Source organism: Polaribacter aestuariivivens (genome assembly GCF_005885675.1).
Classification (GTDB): Bacteria; Bacteroidota; Bacteroidia; order Flavobacteriales; family Flavobacteriaceae; genus Polaribacter; species Polaribacter aestuariivivens.
Map to the genome: position 1 here is coordinate 484,639 of NZ_VANR01000003.1, position 23,194 is coordinate 507,832.

1 protein-coding gene is annotated in these 23,194 nt (G+C 35.6%); it reads left to right on the top strand.

Annotation, left to right across the window (positions count from 1 at the left end; genetic code table 11):
- Nucleotides 1-20: 20 nt before the first annotated feature.
- On the top strand, nt 21-23,194 hold a 23,174-nt coding region (locus tag FDT66_RS08005), incomplete at its 3' end, for a tandem-95 repeat protein (RefSeq protein ID WP_171032350.1).

The window sequence follows — 23,194 nt, forward strand, 5'->3', positions numbered from 1 at the left end:
GAATAATAAAGATGAAAAAAATGCACACAATTTTCAACTTAAAAGATAAAACCCAGCAACAGGTAAGGAAAATTTTACTTGTTTTAGTAATTGGGCTTTTATCAAGTTTTTCTTACGCCCAAGGTGTAAACATTATTGTTAATGCTACAACACCAAATGGTAGTGATAATGCTGGCGATACTATAGAGTATACAGCATCAGTTATTAATTCAGGAGGTACAGCATTAAATGCGGTTACATTCACATCGTCATTAGGTACAACTATGACATTAGATAGTGGAGATACAAACAACAACGCTATTTTAGATGTAAACGAATGCTGGATATATAAAGGAACACACACAATTACAGCAGCAGAAATTACAGCAACAAAAATAGATAATACATTTTCTTTAAATGCAACAGAGTTAACAAGTGCGCAAACTTTTATGTATACAGAAAATGTTCATGAAGATGATATCTCTTTTGCAAGTGTGATAGCAATAAATGATATTGATGCTGTAAATGATGATTTTTCAACTACAGTTGTTAATGGTATTACTGGAGGTGCATCTGGTGATATTACAACAAACGATTTGTTAAATGGAGTTGCAGTTACAGACGCAGATATAAATATAACAATAGAAAATGATGGAGGTTTAACAGGAGTAACTGTAGATACAAATGGAAACGTTAATGTACCAGCAAATTCTGCTACAGGAACCTACACAATTACGTATAAAATTTGTGAAAAAGTAAATACAACAAACTGTGATACAGCAACAGCAATTGTTAAGGTAGATGGAGATACAGATGGAGATGGAGTTTTAGACTCTGTAGATAAATGTAATGGTTTTGACGATAATGCAGATAATGACAATGATGGAGTTGCAGATGGTTGTGATTTAGATGACGATAATGATGGTATTTTAGATACAGCAGAAAATGCTACAAGTGGAGATCCATTTGTAGATACAAACAACAATGGAATTTTAGATTACCAAGATCCAGCTCTTGTTGGTTTTGTAGATGGAAATTCCGATAATATTGACGATAGATACGATTTAGACCAAGATGGTAAAATAGATCAGTTTGATACAGATGCAGACGGAGATGGATGTAATGATGTAATCGAAGCAGGTCATAAAGAAAGTGCAACAAAACCAGGTGAAGTTAGTGGAACAGGTTATAGTTCAACAGACGGAAAAGTAACAGGTTTTACAACAGCATATACAGGAACAAATTCTAATGTTTCTTCTGCTGGTACAGCACCAACAATTACAGCACAACCACCAAACAGAAATATTATTGTTGGAGGAACAACAACATTTTCAGTAACCACAGATGGAAACGTATTTCAATGGGAATTAAGTACAAATGGTGGAGCAACGTACAACACTATTTTAAACGGAAGTGTTTATAGTGGAACAACAACAAATACACTAACCATTTCTGGAGTTACAGCTGCTCAAAATAATTATAAATTTAGAGTAATTGTCTCAAAAACAGATTATGTTTGTCCAATTACTTCAAATGCAGGTACATTAACAACATTTACAAATGATCCACCAGTTGCAAGTAGCAATGCAATAACTGTAGATGAAGAAAGTTTAGCTACTTCATTAGGTTTCACAGCACCAACAGATCCTGATGGAAACACATTAACAATTACAGTTACAGGTTTACCAACACTAGGTGTAGTAAAAAAAGCAAATGGAGATGTAGTTGCAAACGGAGCAACATTAACACCTGCAGAAGTTGCAGGCTTAACTTATGATGCACCTGCAGAATATAACGGAACAGATGATCCAGGAGATTTCACCTATACAGTTTCAGATGGTATTGCACCACCAGTAACAGGTACTGGTGATATAACAGTTACAGCAATAAACGATTTACCAGTAGCAGTTGGTGAATCTGGGACAGCATTAGAAGACAATCCAATTACATTAACAACAATTGGAGCCAATGATACAGATGAAGATGGAAATGTAGTTCCATCAACAATTATTTTAATAGATCCAACAAATGCGGCAAATACAGGTAAAACAGGAACACCTTTAGTAATAGCAGGAAAAGGAACTTATACAGTAGATGCAGCAGGAACTGTTGTTTTTACGCCAGAGGCAAACTTCAATGGAACAGCAGACATTAAATACACTATTAAAGACGATAGTGGTTTTACATCAAACGAAGCAACTTTAGGTTTCACAATTACACCAGTAAACGATGTGCCAGTTGCAGTTGCAGATGTAAACTCTACAACAGAAAATACAACATTAACAGTTACAGCAGCAAACGGAGTTTTAAGTAATGATTCAGATGTAGATGTAGCAACAACGTTAAATGTAACAACATTTACAATTGACGGACAAACGAAAAATGCAAACGAAACAGCAACTATAATAGGAGTAGGTACTTTACAAATTAATGACGATGGTAGTTATGTATTTACACCAGATACAAATTATACAGGAGTAGTTCCAGTAGCAACATATAATATTACTGATAATAATCCAGGAACTCCAGGAACAGCTTCTTCAATACTAACAATTACAATAGATCCAGATTCAGATAACGATGGTGTTGCAGATAAAGTAGATTTAGATTCAGACAATGATGGTATTTTAGATATTGTTGAAGGACAAGGAATAGACCCAACTGCAGATGCTGATGGCGATGGAATATTAAATTATTTAGATGCAGATTTTCCAGGAGGAACTGCACAATTTGATTTCGATGGCGATGGAATTCCAAACCACTTAGATTTAGATTCAGATAACGATGCCATTCCAGATGTTTTAGAAGCAGGTTATGCAGATACAAATAACGATGGTATTGCAGATGCTTCAGCAACGCCAGCATTAGTTGGTGCAAATGGTTTCGGAAATGTTTTAGAAACTGCACCAGAAAGTGGAGTTGCAGCAACAGCTCCAAGAAATACAGATGCATCTTCAGATATTGTTTCAACATTAATAAATTCGTTAGATAGAGATTCAGATAACGATGGTATTTCAGATACAGAAGAAGCATTTTCAAATAATGCCACATTTAATGATACTGATAATAACGGAGTAATAGATGGTTTTGTAGATGCAGATAATAATGGTTGGGATGATAGAATATCTGCTCCAACACTTGCTACGTTTCCAACTTTCTTAAATTCAGATACGGATGCTTTACCAAACTATTTAGATTTAGATTCAGATGGTGATGGTTTACCAGATACCTTCGAAGGAAACTTCCAAGTTACAGATGGAGACAATAATGGTATTGTTGGAACAGGAATTCCAGCAGACTCAGATGCAGATGGTTTAGCAGATACAAATGACCCAGATTTTGCTGGAAATATTTTAGGAGGTTTTGGATTCAACCAAGACAGAGATGGAGATGGTGTAAAAAATTACTTAGATATTGATATTGATAATGACGGTATTTTAGATAATATTGAAGGACAATCAACAGCACAATACAAAGCACCAACAGGAACAGACTCAGACAACGATGGTATAGATGATGCCTATGATGTAGATGCAACAGGTGGTATTGCAGCAGGTTATACAAATACTGATGGAGGTTCTGCACCAGATTATGCAGATACAGATGCAGAAAATGATGGAATTAATGATATTAATGAAGGATTTTATAAAACAATAGTTACAACCAATAATTTAGATGCAGATTCAAACGGAATAGTTGATGTAGCAAAATTTGTAGATGCAGATGGAGATGGTTTACACGATGATTTTGATGAAGTTTCAGGAACAGGAACAACAAATAACGCAACAAATGGTGGGCAAACACCAAATACTCAACCAGATGTAGATCCTGCAGGAGGTGATAGAGATTGGAGAGAAGCATCTAACCAAGATAATGATGGAGATGGTATTAATGATATTGTAGATTTAGATGATGATAATGACGGTATTTTAGATACAGATGAAGATTTAAACGCTGATCTTGATAATGACCCAAGAACAGATCCAACAGATTCAGATGGAGATGGTATTCCAAATTATTTCGATTTAGATTCAGATAATGATGGTATACCAGATTATTATGAAGCAGGAGGTACAAATGATCCAGACAAAAATGGTCAACCAGGAACAGGTACTCTTACAAGTTCAGATGTAAATGCAAACGGTATTCCTTTAGACGTATCTACAGATACAGCAACCACAGGTACAGCAACAACATCTAACTTAGCACTTCCAAATACAGATGGAGATGCCAGAAGAGATTTCTTAGATATCGATTCAGATAATGATGGTATTGTAGATGCAATCGAAGCAGGAGGAACAGATCCAGATGGAGATGGAGAAATTGGTTCTGGTACTGCAAATGATGCAGATTCAGATGGATTGGCAGATTCTGTAGATCCAGTAGATCAAGATCCAGGAGGTAGCTCAGGATTTAATGCAGGAACACCATTAACAATTCCAAATTCAGACAACGATACCATTCCAAATCACTTAGATTTAGATTCAGACAACGATACCATTCCAGATAATATTGAAGCACAAACAACAGCTGGTTATATAGCACCTTCAGCAACTTTTACAGATACAGATGAAGATGGTTTAGATGATGCTTACGATACAACAGATGGTGGAACAGCAATTATACCTGTAAATACAGATGGTACAGACAATCCAGATTATTTAGATTTAGATTCAGACAACGATTTAATAAAAGATATCGTAGAATTTGGAAACGCAACTAATGACACCAATGGAAATGGACAAACAAACGAAACTGTAGGCACAAATGGTTTAGACAATACTGTTGAAGCCGCAGATACTTTTGCAGATGTAAATGGTAATTTAGACAACACACAAGCAGACAATTCACCAGACGAAGACAATGATGTTGCTTCTGGTGGAGATGTAGATTACAGAGATATTTTAGACAATGATAATGACGGTGTTGCAGATGCAGTAGATTTAGATGATGATAATGATGGTATTTTAGATACTGTAGAATCACCAGGAAATGTTAATCCAGATGCAGATTCAGATAACGATGGAACACAAGATTTTAAAGATTCAGATTATCCAGGTTTTGTAGATACAAATTCAGACGGAATTAATGATAATTTTGATACTGATTTAGACGGAATTCCAAATCATCAAGATACAGATTCAGACAACGATTCTTGTCCAGACGCAGTAGAAGCAGGTTTTACAGAAAGTACAACCAAACCTGGAGAAGTATCAGGAACAGGTTACGAAACAGATGGTACTGTAACAGGAGCATCATATTCTGGTACAAATGTAAATGTAACAACAGCAGGAACACCAGTAGTTATTAGCACACAACCATCAGATCAAAATGGTTTTATTAATGGCTCTGTTACTTTTGAAGTCGTTTCAACAGGAAATGTATTTCAATGGCAAGAAAGTACAGATGGTGGTACAACATTTACAGATATTACTAACGGAGGTATATATTCAGGAGCAACTACAAATCAACTAAGTGTTAGTAACTTAACAACAACTCAAAACGGATATAAATATCAAGTAATTGTCTCTAAAACAGATTATGCCTGTGATATTCCTTCAACTCCACCAGCAACTTTAACAGTTTCAAACAATCCACCAGTTGCGGTAGATGATTTAAACAATACTACAAATGAAGACACTCCAATAACAGTGTCTACAATTGCAGCCAATGATACAGATGTAGAAGATACTACTCCAGACGCTTCAACAATTATATTAATTGATCCAGATAATGCATCAAACACAGGAAAAACAGGAACACCTTTAGTAATTGCTAATGTTGGTACATATACTGTAGATCCATTAGGAAACGTGACTTTTACACCAGTTCTAAATTTCAACGGTGATGCAGATATTAAGTATACTATTAAAGATAGTAGTAATAATACTTCGAATCAAGCAAATATAGATATTGTTGTTACAGATGTTAATGATGCACCAGTAGCAAATAACGACTCTTCTACAGGTCTAGAAGGAGCTGTTCAAACATTAACAACTATTGGAGCAAATGATACAGATGTAGATGGTACTATAGACCCAACAACTGTTATTTTAATCGATCCAAGCAATCCTTCCAATACCGGAACAACAGGAACGCCATTAGTAATTGCAAATGTTGGAACATATACTGTAAATGGAGCAGGAACAGTTGTTTTCACACCTTTAGAAAATTTTAATGGCTCTGCAGATATTTTTTATACAATAAAAGATGATGATGGTTTAGTTTCTAATCAAGCTACCTTAGATATTACAGTAACACCTGTAAATGATGCACCAGTAGCACAACCAGATTCAGGAACATCTGCAGAAGATGTTACTTTAAATGTAGCAGCAGCAGATGGTTTATTAAAGAATGATTCAGATGTTGATGCAAATCCATTAAGCGTTACAAAATTCGTAGTAGATGGAACTACAGTTACTGTAGATCCTACTTCTGGAGGAAGTACAACAATTGTAGGAAAAGGAACCATCACAATAAATGCAGATGGTAGCTATACATTTGTACCAGTTGCCGACTTTAACGGAACAGTACCTCAAGTTACCTATACAGTAAGTGATGGAACAAATTCTGTAAACTCAACTTTAGATATTACAATAACGCCAGTAAATGACGATCCAGTATTAGTAGCAGACACGAACTCTACAAATGAAGATGTTACTTTAACAGTAACAGGTGCAAATGGAGTTTTAAAGAATGATACAGATGTTGACGCAGGAACAACTTTAACAGTTTCAAGCTTTACCATTGCAGGAGTTTCAGGAAGCACAAATGCAGGAGACCCAGCAGTTACCATTCCAAATGTAGGAACTTTCCAAATGAATGCAGATGGAGGTTATGTTTTTGCACCAGCCCAAGATTATGTAGGCGCAGTACCAGTAATTACGTATACAGCCACAGATGGAACATCACCACAAACAAGTACATTAACAATAACAATTGTACCACAAAACGATGCACCAGTAGCAGTAGATGACACAGCAACAGTAAATGAAGATACTACATTAACAGTAGCCAAAGCAGATGGATTAATCGATGATAATGATACAGATGTAGATGGAGATACATTAAATATAACTCAATTTGTAGTTGGTGGAACCACAGTAACAGTAACACCAACAACACCAGGAGTAAGAGCCATACCAAATGTTGGAACCATCACAATAAACACAGATGGTAGTTATAGTTTTGTACCAGTTGCCGACTTTAATGGAACAGTACCAGAAATTACTTATACTATAAGTGATGGTACAAATACCGACAATGCGAAATTGAATATTACTGTTACTCCTGTAAATGATGCACCAATAGCAGTAGATGATACCTATACAACTAATGAAGACACCTCAGTAGCATTATTACCATTAACAGGCGATAGTGATATTGATGGCGATACATTAACAATAACAAGTATTAATGGAACAACCTTAACACCAGGAGTTGCTCAAACAATTACAGTTCCAAATGGAGTTGTAACCACAACAGTTTCAGGAGTAATAAGTTTTGCGCCAACCGCAAATTATAATGGAACCTCAACATTTGCTTATGTAATAAGTGATGGAAATGGAGAAACAGCAACCGCGAATCAAATTATTACAGTAAATGCAGTAAATGACGCGCCAGTAGCAAATCCAGATACGGCGAGTCTAGCAGAAGACACTACATTAACAGTAGCCAAAGCAGATGGATTAATAGACTTAAATGACACAGATATAGATGGAGATATATTAGCTATTACCCAATTCGTAGTGAATGGAACCACAGTACCTGTAGATTTAACTACGGGAGGAACAAGAGTAATTCCAAATGTAGGAACATTGACTATTAATGCAGATGGTAGCTATAGTTTTGAACCAGTTGCAAACTTTAATGGAACAGTACCTCAAGTTACCTATACAGTAAGTGATGGTACAAACACAGCAAACAGTACTTTAAATATTACTGTAACCCCAGTAAATGATGTACCAGTAGCAGTAGATGATACCTATACAACTAATGAAGACACCTCAGTAGCATTATTACCATTAACAGGCGATAGTGATATTGATGGCGATACATTAACAATAACAAGTATTAATGGAACAACTTTAACACCAGGAGTTGCTCAAACAATTACAGTTCCAAATGGAGTTGTAACCACAACAGTTTCAGGAGTAATAAGTTTTGCGCCAACTGCAAATTATAATGGAACCTCAACATTTGCTTATGTAATAAGTGATGGAAATGGAGAAACAGCAACCGCAAATCAAATTATTACAGTAAATGCAGTAAATGACGCGCCAGTAGCAAATCCAGATACTGCAAGTATAGCAGAAGACACTACTTTAACAGTAGCCAAAGCAGATGGATTAATCGATGATAATGATACAGATGTAGATGGAGATACATTAAATGTAACTCAGTTTGTAGTTGGCGGAACTACAGTAACAGTAACACCAACAACACCAGGAGTAAGCGCAATACCAAATGTTGGAACAATTACAATAAATACAGATGGTAGTTATAGTTTTGTACCAGTTGCCGACTTTAATGGAACAGTACCTCAAATTACCTATACAGTAAGTGATGGTACAAACACAGCAAACAGTACTTTAAATATTACTGTAACCCCAGTAAATGACGATCCAGTATTAGTAGCAGACACGAATTCTACAAATGAAGACGTTACCTTAACAGTAACAGGCACAAATGGAGTTTTAAAGAATGATACAGATGTAGATGCAGGAACGACTTTAACAGTATCAAGTTTTACCATTGCAGGAATTTCAGGAAGCACAAATGCAGGAGACCCAGCAGTAACGATTCCAAATGTAGGAACTTTCCAAATGAATGCAGATGGAGGTTATGTTTTTGCACCAGCCCAAGATTATGTAGGCGCAGTACCAGTAATTACGTATACAGCCACGGATGGAACATCACCACAAACAAGTACATTAACAATAACAATTGTACCACAAAACGATGCACCAGTAGCAGTAGATGACACAGCAACAGTAAATGAAGATACTACATTAACAGTAGCCAAAGCAGATGGATTAATCGATGATAATGATACAGATGTAGATGGAGACACCTTAAATGTGACTCAATTTGTAGTTAGCGGAACCACAGTAACAGTAACACCAACAACACCAGGAGTAAGAGCCATACCAAATGTTGGAACCATCACAATAAACACAGATGGTAGTTATAGTTTTGTACCAGTTGCCGACTTTAATGGAACAGTACCAGAAATTACTTATACAATAAGTGATGGTACAAATACCGACAATGCGAAATTAAATATTACTGTTACCCCTGTAAATGACGATCCAGTTGCAACAAACGATACAACAGGAACAGATCCAGGAGTTGCTGTTGACATTCCGGTTTTAACGAATGATAATGATTTAGATGGAGACACAATTATAGTAAGTAGTATTACAGCACAACCATCAAATGGAACAGCGACTATTAATTCTGATGGAACAATAAAGTATACACCAAATTCAGGTTTCAACAATGGTTCAGATAGTTTTACATATGAAATTTCAGATGGAAATGGAGGAACAGATACAGCAGTTGTAACTGTTACAGTGCCAATTTCGCCTTTTCCACCAGTTGCAAACCCAGATACGAATTCAGTAAATGAAGACACAACTTTAACAGTTTCTGCTGCAAATGGAATACTAAAGAATGATACAGATGGAAATTTAGATGCTTTAAAAGTAGTAAGCTATACAATTGCAGGAATTCCAGGAACAAAAACACCTGGAACAATTACAAGTATTCCAAACGTTGGTTCAATAAAAATTAACCAAGATGGTAGTTACGAGTTTATTCCAGTAGCAAACTTTAATGGAGCAGTACCAGAAATTACGTATACAGTTACAGATAGCTCTGGTTTAACAACAGATGATACAAGTACTTTAAACATTACTGTAAATCCTACAAACGATGCTCCAGTAGCAGTAGCAGACACGAATACAACACCAGAAGACACTAAGTTAACAGTTACAGCCGCAAATGGAGTTCTTAAAAACGATTCAGATTTAGATGGTGATGCAATAAGCGTTAAAGAATTCGAAATTAATGGAACAACTACTACAGTTGGAACAGCTGTTACTTTAACAGAAGGAGTATTTACATTATTATCAGACGGTAGCTACACATTTACACCCGCAGAAGATTTTAATGGAAATGTACCAGAAGTAACATATACAATGACAGACGGAACAGTAGATGTAATGGCAACACTAAACATTTCTGTAACACCAGTTAATGATCCACCTGTAGCAGTAGATAATTTAGGAAATGTTGCTAATGAAGACAATCCTGTAACGATTGCAGCAATTGGAACAAACGATACAGATGACGGAACAATAGACCCATCAACAGTAAGATTAATAGATCCTAATAATGCTTCAAACTTTGGAAATTCTAGTACACCATTAGTAATTTCTGGAGTAGGAACATATACTGTAAATGCAAATGGAGACGTAGTATTTACTCCAGTCGCAAACTTTAACGGTCCAGCAAATATTAAATATACTATTAAAGATAATGAAGGAGTTACTTCATTAAACCAAGCAACTATTGGCATTACAATAACACCAACAAATGATGTTCCAGTAGCAGTAGCAGATACAAACACTGTAGATGAAGGTGCTACGTTAACAGTTACAGCAGCAAATGGACTTCTTAAAAACGATTCAGATGTAGATAACGATCCATTAACAGTTACTCAAATTACTATTGGAGGGACTTCTTATCCAGCAGGTACTACAGTAACAATTACTGAAGGAACTTTAGTTGTAAAATCAGACGGTAGTTATACATTTACTCCAGCTGGAGATTTTAATGGAGATATTCCTCAAGTTACATATACAGTTTCAGACGGAACAACAACTACAACAGCAACTTTAGACATTAAAGTAAACCCAGTTAACGATAGACCAGTTGCAAATCCAGATACAAATAGTACTGATGAAGACACTTTATTATCAGTTTCATCGGTAAATGGAATTCTTAAAAACGATACAGATGTAGATAATGATCCTTTAGTAGTAACAGGTTATACTGTAAATGGAGGAACAAGAACTATAAATACAGATGTAGTTTTAACAGAAGGAACATTAAATATAAAAGCAGATGGTAGTTATACTTTCCAGCCAGCGTTAAATTTCAATGGAGATGTACCTCAAGTTACTTATACAGTTTCAGATGGTAATTTATCTGCAACAAGTACTTTAGATATTAAAGTGAATCCAATTAATGATGCTCCAACAGCAGTACCAGATACGGATACTGTTGCAGAGGATGTTACCTTAACAGTAACAGCTGCAAATGGAGTTCTTAAAAATGATTCAGATATAGATATGGATGCTTTAACAGTAACCAATTTTACTGTTGGAGGAACAACCTATAATGCAGGAGATACTGTACCATTAACTGAAGGTTCACTCAAATTAAATTCAGATGGAAGTTATTCATTTACACCTACAGCGAATTTTAATGGAACTGTTCCAACTATAACATATACAGTTTCTGATGGTACAAATACATCTAATACAACATTACAAATTACAGTAACTCCAGTTAATGATGCACCAGATTTAGTTGCAGATACAAATACAACTATAGAAGATACACAGTTAACAGTTGCAGCCGCAAATGGAGTTCTTAAAAACGATACTGATAAAGAAAACAATACAATCACTGTAACTAAATTTACAGTTGGCGGAACAGATTTCACTGCAGGAGCTACTGCTATCTTAACAGAAGGTACTTTAAAGTTAAATGCAGATGGAGGCTACGTATTCAATCCAGCACCAAACTTTAATGGAGCTTATCCGCAAGTTACTTATACAGCAACAGATGGAACTGATACAGCAACATCTACTTTAGATATTACTGTATTACCAGTAAACGATTCGCCAGTAGCTTTAACAGATACAAATTCTACGAACGAAGACACACCACTAAATGTTCTAGCAGCTAATGGATTGTTGAAGAATGATACAGATCCAGAAAACGACCCATTAACAGTTACACAATTTACAGTTGGTGGAAATACTTTTACAGCAGGATCTTCTGCTAATATTACTGAAGGAACAATTAAAATTAATTCAGATGGTAGTTACACATTTACACCAGCTACAGATTACAACGGTCCAGTTCCAGTAATTAATTACACTATATCAGATGGAACTAATACTGCAATAAGTACATTAACATTAACGGTAAACACAGTTAATGATGCACCAACTGCAGTAGCAGATACTAACACAACAGTTGAGGATACTCAATTAACAGTTACAGCTGCAAATGGAGTTCTTAAAAACGACTCAGATATAGATGGTGATGTAATCAATGTATCAGGTTTTGTAGTAGAAGGTACTTCTTATTTAGCAGGAGAAACAGCAACAACGGCTGCTGGTACTATTAAATTAGATTCAAATGGAGGTTATACTTACGTACCAGCTAATAACTTCAATGGAGCTGTTCCACAAGTAACATACACTATTACAGATGGAGTTTTAACAGCATCATCAACATTAGATATAACTGTAACACCAGTAAACGATTCACCAATTGCAGTTGCAGATACAAATGCAACAGATGAAGACGTAGCACTAAATGTACCAGCAGCAACAGGATTGTTAAATAACGATTCTGATCCTGAAGGAAATCCAATTACAGTATCTAACTTTACAATTAATGGAACTGTATACACAGCAGGAACTTCTGCTACAATTACAGAAGGAGTTATAAAAGTAAACGCAGATGGTAGTTATTCATTTACACCAGCATTAAATTATGATGGAGCAGTACCAGTTGTAAACTATACAATTACAGATGGTTCAAATACAGCAAATAGTACATTAACACTTACAATTAACTCAGTTAATGATGCACCAACAGCAGTTGCAGATACAAACACAACAGCAGAAGATGTAACACTAACAGTTTCAGTAGCAAATGGAGTTCTTAAAAACGATTCAGATTTTGATGCAGATACTATTACAGTAACTCAATTTGAAGTTGGAGGAACCACAGTAATATCGGGAAACCCAATAAGTATTGCAGAAGGAACAATTACTATAAATACAAACGGTGATTATGTATTTGTACCAGCAGCAAACTTTAATGGAACAGTACCAACAATTACTTACACAGTTTCTGACGGTACAGATGTTTCTACTGCAACATTAATAATAACTGTAACACCAGTTAATGACACACCAAATTTAGTAGCAGATACGAATACAACTCCAGAAGACACTGTATTGTCAGTAAATGCAGCAACAGGCGTTTTAAGTAATGATAATGATATTGATGGAGATACAGTTACTGTGTCTAAATTTACAGTTGGAGGTGTAACATATAATGCTGGTCAAACAGCAACAATACCTTCAGGAACTATTAAATTAAATGCAGATGGTAGTTACGATTATACCCCAGCATTAAACTTTAATGGAACTGTACCTACAATTACTTATACAGCAACAGATGGTGTAAATACTGCTAACAGTACATTAAAAATTACAGTTACACCAGTTAACGATAATCCAGTAGCTGTTGATGATACTTCTTCTACAGATCCAGGAGTTTCTGTTAACATCCCAGTATTAACGAATGATTCAGATTTAGATGGAGATGTATTATCTGTTAGTGCAATTACAGTTGCTCCAACAAAAGGAACAGCTGTTATTTTCGATAATGGAACTCCAGGAGATACTTCAGATGATGTTGTTACATATACTCCTCAAGCAGGATTTAATAACGGAACAGATACATTTACATACCAAATCTCTGATGGAAATGGAGGGTTTGATACTGCAGTAGTAACAATTACAGTTCCACAATCTGCATTCTCTCCAGTAGCAAATCCAGATACCAATGTAACAGATGAAGAAGTAACTTTAACAGTTGCAGATGGAGCACCAAAGAGCTTAATTAAAAATGATACAGATGCAAATTTAGATCCAATAACTGTAACTAAATTTGTAGCAGAAGGAACTACTTATAATGCAGGAGATACTGCAAATCTTTTAGAAGGAGATTTAACAATAAATGCTGGTGGAGGATACGTTTTTGTACCAAAACCAGACTTTAACGGAGTTGTACCAGCAGTAAGTTATACAATTACAGATGGTCAAGGAACTCCAAATGCAAGTAGTACATTAACAATTACTGTAAACCCAATTAATGACGCACCAATAGCGAATCCAGACGTAAAAACTACTCTGGAAGACACAACATTAACAGTTAGTGCAGCAAACGGTTTACTAGATAATGATACAGACATAGATGGAGATGTACTTTCTGTAAAAGAGTTTGAAATTGGTGGAACAACATATACAGTTGGAGTAGCAGTTAATTTACCAGAAGGTTCTTTAACAATAAATTCAGACGGTAGTTATACATTTGTACCTACACCAGATTCAACAGCAGATTTACCACAAGTAACTTATACAATTACAGATGGTACAGTAGATATTGTTACAAGTACTTTAGATATTTCAGTAACAGGAGTAAATGACGCTCCAGTTGCAGTAGACGATTTAGGAAATACAACAAATGAAGATACAAATAAAATTATAGCAACTATTGGAGCGAATGATACAGATGATGGAGGTATTGATGTTTCAACAATAACACTAATAGATCCAAGTAATCCTGCTAATACAGGGCAAACAGGAACACCTTTAGTAATTACCGGTGTTGGAACATATACTGTAGATAATTTAGGAAATGTAACATTTGATCCAGAAGATAATTATAACGGGTCTGCAAATATTAATTATACTATAAAAGATAACGATCCAACAACACCTTTAACATCTAATGTTGCAACTATAGGAATAACGGTTATCTCTGTAAACGACATTCCAGTAGTTCAAAATGAAACTGATACAACACCAGAAGATACACAATTAGTGGTTTCTGGAACAAGTACAGATGGGTTATTAAATAATGACACAGATGCAGATGGAGATCCATTAACAATTTCAACTTTTACTATAGATGGAGATGCAACTGTGTATAATTCAGGAACAACAGCAACACTTACAGAAGGAACGTTAAAGATATTAGCAGATGGAGGTTACGTATTTACACCAGCTTCAGACTTTAATGGAACTGTACCTCAAGTAACCTATAATGTTACAGATGGTAATGTGGTAACACCAATTGCTGGAACTTTAGACATTACAGTTACACCAATAAATGATGCGCCAATAGCGGTAAATGATTTAGGAAACGTAACTAATGAAGATACAGATATTATAATACCAACAATAGGAGGTAACGACACAGATGATGTAGCAATAGATGCATCTACGGTTACTTTAATAGATCCAAACAATCCTTCAAACACAGGTAATTCTACAACACCGTTATTAATTACAGGAGTTGGTACGTATAGTGTTGATAATTTAGGAAACGTTACATTTGATCCAGTAGACAATTACAATGGGCCAGCAAACGTAAATTATACGATTCAGGATAATGATCCAACAACACCATTAACCTCAAATGTAGCAACAATTGGAATTACAGTAACCTCTGTAAATGATGTTCCAGTGGTTCAAAATGAAACAAATACAACTCCAGAGGATGTTCAATTAGTAGTATCCACTGCGAATGGATTATTGAATAACGATTCAGATCCAGATGGAGATCCATTAACAATATCAACATTTGTAGCAGAAGGGACTACTTATAATGCAGGAGATACAGCAGTATTAAACGACGGTACATTAAAAATTAATCCAGATGGTAGTTATATATTCACTCCAAATGCAGACTTTAATGGAGCAATTCCTAAAGTAATTTACAATGTAACAGATGGTGTAGATACTGTAGCAGGAGAACTAGACATTACAGTTGGAGCAGTAAATGATGCACCAGTAGCAGTAGATGATTTAGGAAATACAACAAATGAAGATACAGAGGTTGTTATAGCAACAATTGTAGCAAATGATACAGATGATTCTGGAATAAACCCAGCAACTGTAACGTTGATAGATCCAAGTGACCCTTCAAACACAGGTAATTCAACGACACCATTAATAATACCGGGAGTCGGAACATATACTGTAGATAACTTAGGAAACGTAACATTTGATCCAGCAGATCATTACAATGGGGCAGCAAATGTTAACTATACTGTACAGGATAACGATCCAACAACACCATTAACATCTAATGTCGCAACAATTGGAATTACAGTTGCAGATGTAAATGATCCTCCTATTGTTGTGGATGAAGATACTATAAATCTTATTTTTGAAGATACTCCTTACACAGCATCAGTAGCAGACGGACTATTGGTAAATGATTCTGATATAGACGGAGATGCTTTATCTATTTCAACATATATTGTTGATGGTAAAACATACAATGCAGGTCAATCTGCAAACTTAACAGAAGGAACTTTAAAAATCAATTCAGATGGTAGTTACACATTTACACCAGCGTTAAATTACTTTGGTTCTGTACCACCAATTACATATAATGTTTCTGATGGAACAGCAACTACACCAGCATCTTTAACAATTTCTGTTATTGAAGTAAACGACCCACCAGTTGCTGTAGCAGATACAAATACCATAAATGAGGACACAGTTTTAACAGTATCTGAAGCAAATGGTATTTTGGCAAACGATTCTGATATAGAAAACGATGTGCTGACAGTTACAGCATTAATGGTAAATGGAAACCCAGCAACAGTTGGAAGTCCAATTAGTTTAACAGAAGGAGTTTTAACAATACAGTCTAATGGTAGTTATGTATTTACTCCAGCACCTAACTTTAATGGAGCTGTACCAACAGTAACCTACACAGTAAGCGATGGAATAGACACAGCAACAAGTACGTTAAAAATTACTGTATTACCAGTGAATGATGTGCCAATTGCAGTAGCAGATACAAATACTACTCCAGAAGATGTAGCAATTACAGTAAATGCAACAAACGGATTGTTGAAGAACGATTCAGATCCAGAAAATAATTCATTAACTGTAACAAGGTTTACAGTTGGAGGAACAACATATGTTGCTGGAAACACTGTAACTTTAACAGAAGGTTCCTTAGTAATTAATTCTGATGGTAGTTATACATTTACACCAGCAGCAAATTACAACGGAACTGTGCCAACGATATCTTATACACTAAGTGACGGAACAAATACTGCAAATAGTACATTAGATATTACAGTAACACCAATTAACGATGCACCAGTTGCAACAGATGATATTTCATCTACAGACCCAGGAGTTTCTGTAATTATACCAGTATTACCAAATGATACAGATATAGATGGAGATACATTAACAGTTTCTGGAATCGTAACTCCTCCAGCAAATGGAACTGTTACAATAAACGGAGATGGAACAATTACTTATACTCCAAACCCAGGATTTAACACAGGTACAGATGTATTTGTTTACCAAGTTTGTGATGGAAATGGACTTTGTGATACAGCAACAGTTTCTGTAAAAGTTCCAAAATCTTTATTACCTCCAGTGGCAAACCCAGATGTAAGATTTACATCAGAAGATGTTACATTAACTGTAGCAGCAGCTAATGGATTATTAAATAATGATACAGACGCAAATCCAGGAGAAACGTTAACGGTAACGAAGTTCCAAGTTAATGGAACAAATTACAATCCTGGAGATACAGTTACAATTACAGAAGGAACCATCACAATAAATGCAGATGGTAGTTATACATATGTTCCTGCAGCTAATTATAATGGTCCAGTACCAGTTATTAACTATACAATTTCAGATGGTACAGGAACTGCATTGGCATCAAGTACTTTAACAATAACAGTAACAGGAGTTAATGATGCTCCAGTAGCAAATCCAGATACAGATACCACACCAGAAGACACACAATTAAGTGTTTCTGCAGCAAATGGTTTAATTAAAAATGACTTAGATCCAGACGGAACTCCGTTAACATTAACTCAGTTTGTTGTAAACGGAACTTCATATGCAGCAGGAACAACAGTAACATTAACTGAAGGTTCATTAACTGTTAATGGAGATGGTAGTTATACATTTAATCCAGCAAAAGATTATGTAGGCACTGTGCCACAAGTAACATATACAGTTACTGATGGCGTGGAAATAGCAACAACTACATTAGACATTACAGTAACAGGAGTTAATGATGCTCCAATTGCAGTAAATGACTCAGCTACAACTTTAGAAGACACACCTGTAACAATAGCAAATATTACAGGAAATGATACAGATGATGATACTGTAGATCCTTCAACAGTAGTTTTAATTGATCCAAATAATCCTGCAAATACAGGTAACTCTTCTACACCACTAGTTATATCAGGAGTTGGAACTTACACTGTAGATAATTTAGGAAATGTAACATTTACACCAGAATCTAATTTTAATGGATCTGCAGATATAAACTATACTGTAAAAGATAATGATGGATTGGTAACAAGCACACCTGCTAAAATAAGTATTGCTGTCACACCAGTTAATGATGTACCAATTGTGGTTGCAGACGTAAATAGTACAACAGAAGATACTCCATTAACAGTATCATCTGCAAACGGAGTTTTAGCAAACGATTCAGATGTAGAAGGAACTCTTTTAACAGTATTAGAATTTACAATTAACGGAACAGATTATCCTGCAGGTACAATAGCTACAATAACTGAAGGAACTTTAGAAATAAATTCTGATGGTAGTTATACATACACACCAGCATTAGATTTTGTAGGTTCTGTACCACAAGTAACATATACTGTTTCAGATGGAGTTAGTATCGCAAGTACTACTTTAGATATTACAGTTACTGGTCAAAATGATGCACCAGTTGCAGTAGATAATAGCGAAACAACTGTTCAAAACACACCAGTTACAGTAGCTACAATAGCAGCAAACGATACAGATGCTGATGGAACAGTAGATCCATCAACAGTTATTTTAATAGATCCAAACAATCCAAACAATACAGGTAATTCAACTACACCATTAGTAATTGCCAATGTTGGAACTTATACAGTAGATGCAGCAGGAAATGTGATATTTACGCCAGAACCAGATTTTACAGGAGTTGCAAATATCAATTACACAGTAAAAGATGATTTAGGTTTAATATCTAACATTGCTAAAATCACAATTACTGTTCAGTCAGATAATGATGGTGATGGTATTATTGATATTGTAGATTTAGATGATGATAATGATGGTATTCCAGATACTGTAGAAAATGGAGGAGATGATCCTTTAAAAGATACAGACAATGATGGTATACCAGATTTTAGAGATCCAGACAATATCACTAAAGATGACAATAATGATGGTATAGATGATAAATACGATTCAGATGGAGATGGTATTATAGATCAATTTGATCTTGATGGAGATAATGATGGAATTCCAGACCTAGTAGAAGGTGGTGGAATAGATACAGATGGAGATGGTAAAGTGGATAATTTCACTGATACTAACAACGATGGTTTAGATGATAACACTGCAACTACACCATTAACAACACCAGATACAGATGGAGATGGAGTACCAAATTATCAAGATATAGATTCAGATAATGACGGAATTATAGATAATATCGAAGGTCAAAACCCTTCAAATTACGTAGCTCCTTCAGGAACTGATACAGATAAAGATGGTATAGATGATGCTTACGATGCAGATTGTACACCTTGTGGTTCCGTAACAGGAAATCCAATAATTACTCCAATGAATTCAGATTCAGACGCAATACCTAACTATTTAGATATTGATGCTGACAATGACGGAATTGTAGATAATATCGAGTGGCAAACAACTTCAGGATACATTGCACCAGGACCAGATACAGATGGAAACGGTTTAGCAGATGTTTATGAAACTGCACCAGGTTCAGGTAATCCAATAAGATTCCCAGTAAATACTGATGGAACAGACACACCAGATTATACAGATACAGACTCTGATGGAGATGGATTATTAGACACTGTTGAAGCTTATGATACAGATGGTGATAATGTAGCAGAACCAGGTAAAGTATTTACAGGAGTAGATTCAGATAACGATGGTTTAGATGACGCTTTCGATCTGAATTCAGGTGGTTCAACAGATCCAAACGGACCTTCTAACGATATGCAAGATGTTACAGCATTCCCTAATGATCAAGATCCAGGAACAGCAGAAGTAGATTTTAGAGATAAAGTTACATTTGGAGTATTAGTAGACACAGATGGAGATGGTATCACAGATGATATTGATATTGATGATGATAACGATGGTATTATAGATGTTGTAGAATCTTTAGGATTTGAACCATCAGCAAACGCAAACTATCCAAATTGTATTTTACCTAACGTAAGCTTCAGAAATCCAGTTTATGTTGCAGGAACAGGAGTAACAGGTTCAGGTTCAATTGGAGCAAAATATCGTTTCGAAAATGTAGTAGACGTAACAGGTTTTGGAGGTTCAGGAGGTATTTTAGATGCAATTGTTGAAATTACAGACATCCAAGGAGGAGCATCTTTAATCTCAATAGATAACTCTACAACAGGTAATCCAGATGCGTGGCAACCAGAATATACAGTGCCAACACCAACAGGTAATAAAGCAGAAATGGCATTCAAAGTTATTTTGGTAAATGACAACACAAACACGTTATATAACATTAGCAGATTTAGTGGAGTTATTTATGATATAGATGGAGCAAACGCAAGAGAATCTGTAATTCTATCAAGACCAGGATTGTATGCAGTAGATAACGCAACATTGTTAAATGTAACAGACAATCCAGCAACAGGTTTAGTAACTTTCCAAGGTCCAGATGATACCTATTCTGGAGTAGATTTATCACCAAGATTAGCAACATTCTTTGGTTATTACAATTCTGCTTCATTTAATATTCGTTTCTCTGCAGAATTATTATCTGCAACTTCGAATACAAATTTAGGATCAGTATTATTTTCAGGATGTGCTATCAATGGTTTATTTGATGCTTCTAACACAACATCAGCAACAGCATCACAAGCCAATGGAGTATCTTTACCTTCAGGTCCAGGTACATTCCCAGTATTTACCGTAAATGATGGAATTGATAGTGATGGAGATGGTAAATCAGATGATAAAGATATCGATTCAGATAACGACGGTATTCCAGATAACGTAGAAGCACAAGTAACAGGTTCAGGGTATATTCCGCCAAATGTAGGTATTGTAGATTCAGATAATGACGGTTTATTAGACGCTTATGACGATAATGCAGTAATTAGTGGATTGTCAACCGTAGATACAGATGGTGACAAAATACCAGATTATTTAGATACAGATTCAGATAATGACGGAATTGATGATACTAAAGAAGCAGGTTTTGTAAAATCAACAGCAAATAACGATGCAGATAATGATGGTTTATTAGATGCATACGATGATGTACCAACTATCGGAACTTTATTTGATGTAAACGATGATCAAAACGCAGGAGCATCAGATTTACCTAATTTAGACAACCCAAGTAATCCAGAAGTAGACTTTAGAGAAATCAAAGATAATGATGGTGATGGTGTTCCAGATTCTGTAGATTTAGATGATGATAATGATGGTATTCCAGATTTAGTTGAACAAAATGGGAATCCAAATAGAGACACAGATGGAGATAACATTCCAGATCATTTAGATTTAGATTCAGACGGAGATGGCGTAAATGATCTTACAGAATCAGGTTTCGGTCAAACAGACTTAAACAATGATGGTATAATTGATGGTTCAGACATAGGTTCAGGAGCTAACGGATTATTCGATTTAATAGAAACAACACCAGAAAGTGGAGTGACACAAGATACTCCCCAAGACACTGATAAAGATGGTATCCCAGATTTCCAAGATACAGATGATGATGGAGATGGAATTCTAACGAAAGAAGAAGATGTTGTAAATGTTAATGGAGACCCACAAGATGATGATTCAGATGGCGATGGCATACCAAATTATTTAGATATTGATGATGATAATGATGGAGTTCCAACAAAAGATGAAGACAATAACAACAATGGAGATTTCACAGATGATGATGATAATAACGATGGTACACCAGATTATTTAGATAATTTAGATACAGATAAAGATGGAATTCCAGATAGTGAAGATCCAGATGATGATAATGATGGTAACCCAGATGTAACAGATCCAAACCCACTAGTTCCAACAGTTGGAGCAGATATATTAACAGTTGTAGAAGGGATTCCAGGAAAAGTAAACATCTTAACAAATGATGATTATTTACCAGGTCCAAATACTACAATCGTAGATGCAGGAACAGGAACTGCTACAGGAGTTGTAACATTTGACCCATTAACAGGAGAAATGACATACACATCAGCTCCAGGAGAAGAAGGAACAACAGTAACTGTAGATTATACAGTTTGTAACACAGCAGTAAATCCTGCAGTATGTAGAACATCAACAGTTACCATTACAGTTCAAAATGATAACGATAATGATGGAGATCCAGATGTAACAGATCCAGATGATGATAATGATGGCAATCCAGACACAACAGATCCAAATCCATTAGTTCCAACAGTAAGTGGAGATGTATTAACAGTTGTAGAAGGAGTTTCAGGAACAGTAAACATCTTAACAAATGATGATTATTTACCAGGTCCAAATACTACAATAGTAGATGCAGGAACAGGAACTGCTACAGGAGTTGTAACATTTGACCCATTAACAGGAGAAATGACATACACATCAGCTCCAGGTGAAGAAGGAACAACAGTAACTGTGGATTATACAGTTTGTAACACAGCAGTAAATCCTGCAGTATGTAGTACAGCAACAGTTACCATTACAGTTCAGCCAGATAATGACAAAGATGGTATTCCAGATGTCACAGATCCAGATGATGATAATGATGGTAATCCAGACACAACAGATCCAAACCCACTAGACCCAACAGTGGCAGATGATGTATTAACGGTTGTAGAAGGAGTTCCAGGAACAATAAATATCTTAACAAATGATGATTATTTACCAGGTCCAAATACTACAATAGTAGATGCAGGAACAGGAACAGCTACAGGAGTTGTAACATTTGATCCATTAACAGGAGAAATGACGTACACACCAGCAGCTGGAGAAGAAGGAACAACAGTAACCGTAGATTATACAGTTTGTAATACAGCAGTAAATCCTGCAGTATGTAAAACTGCAACAGTTACCATTACAGT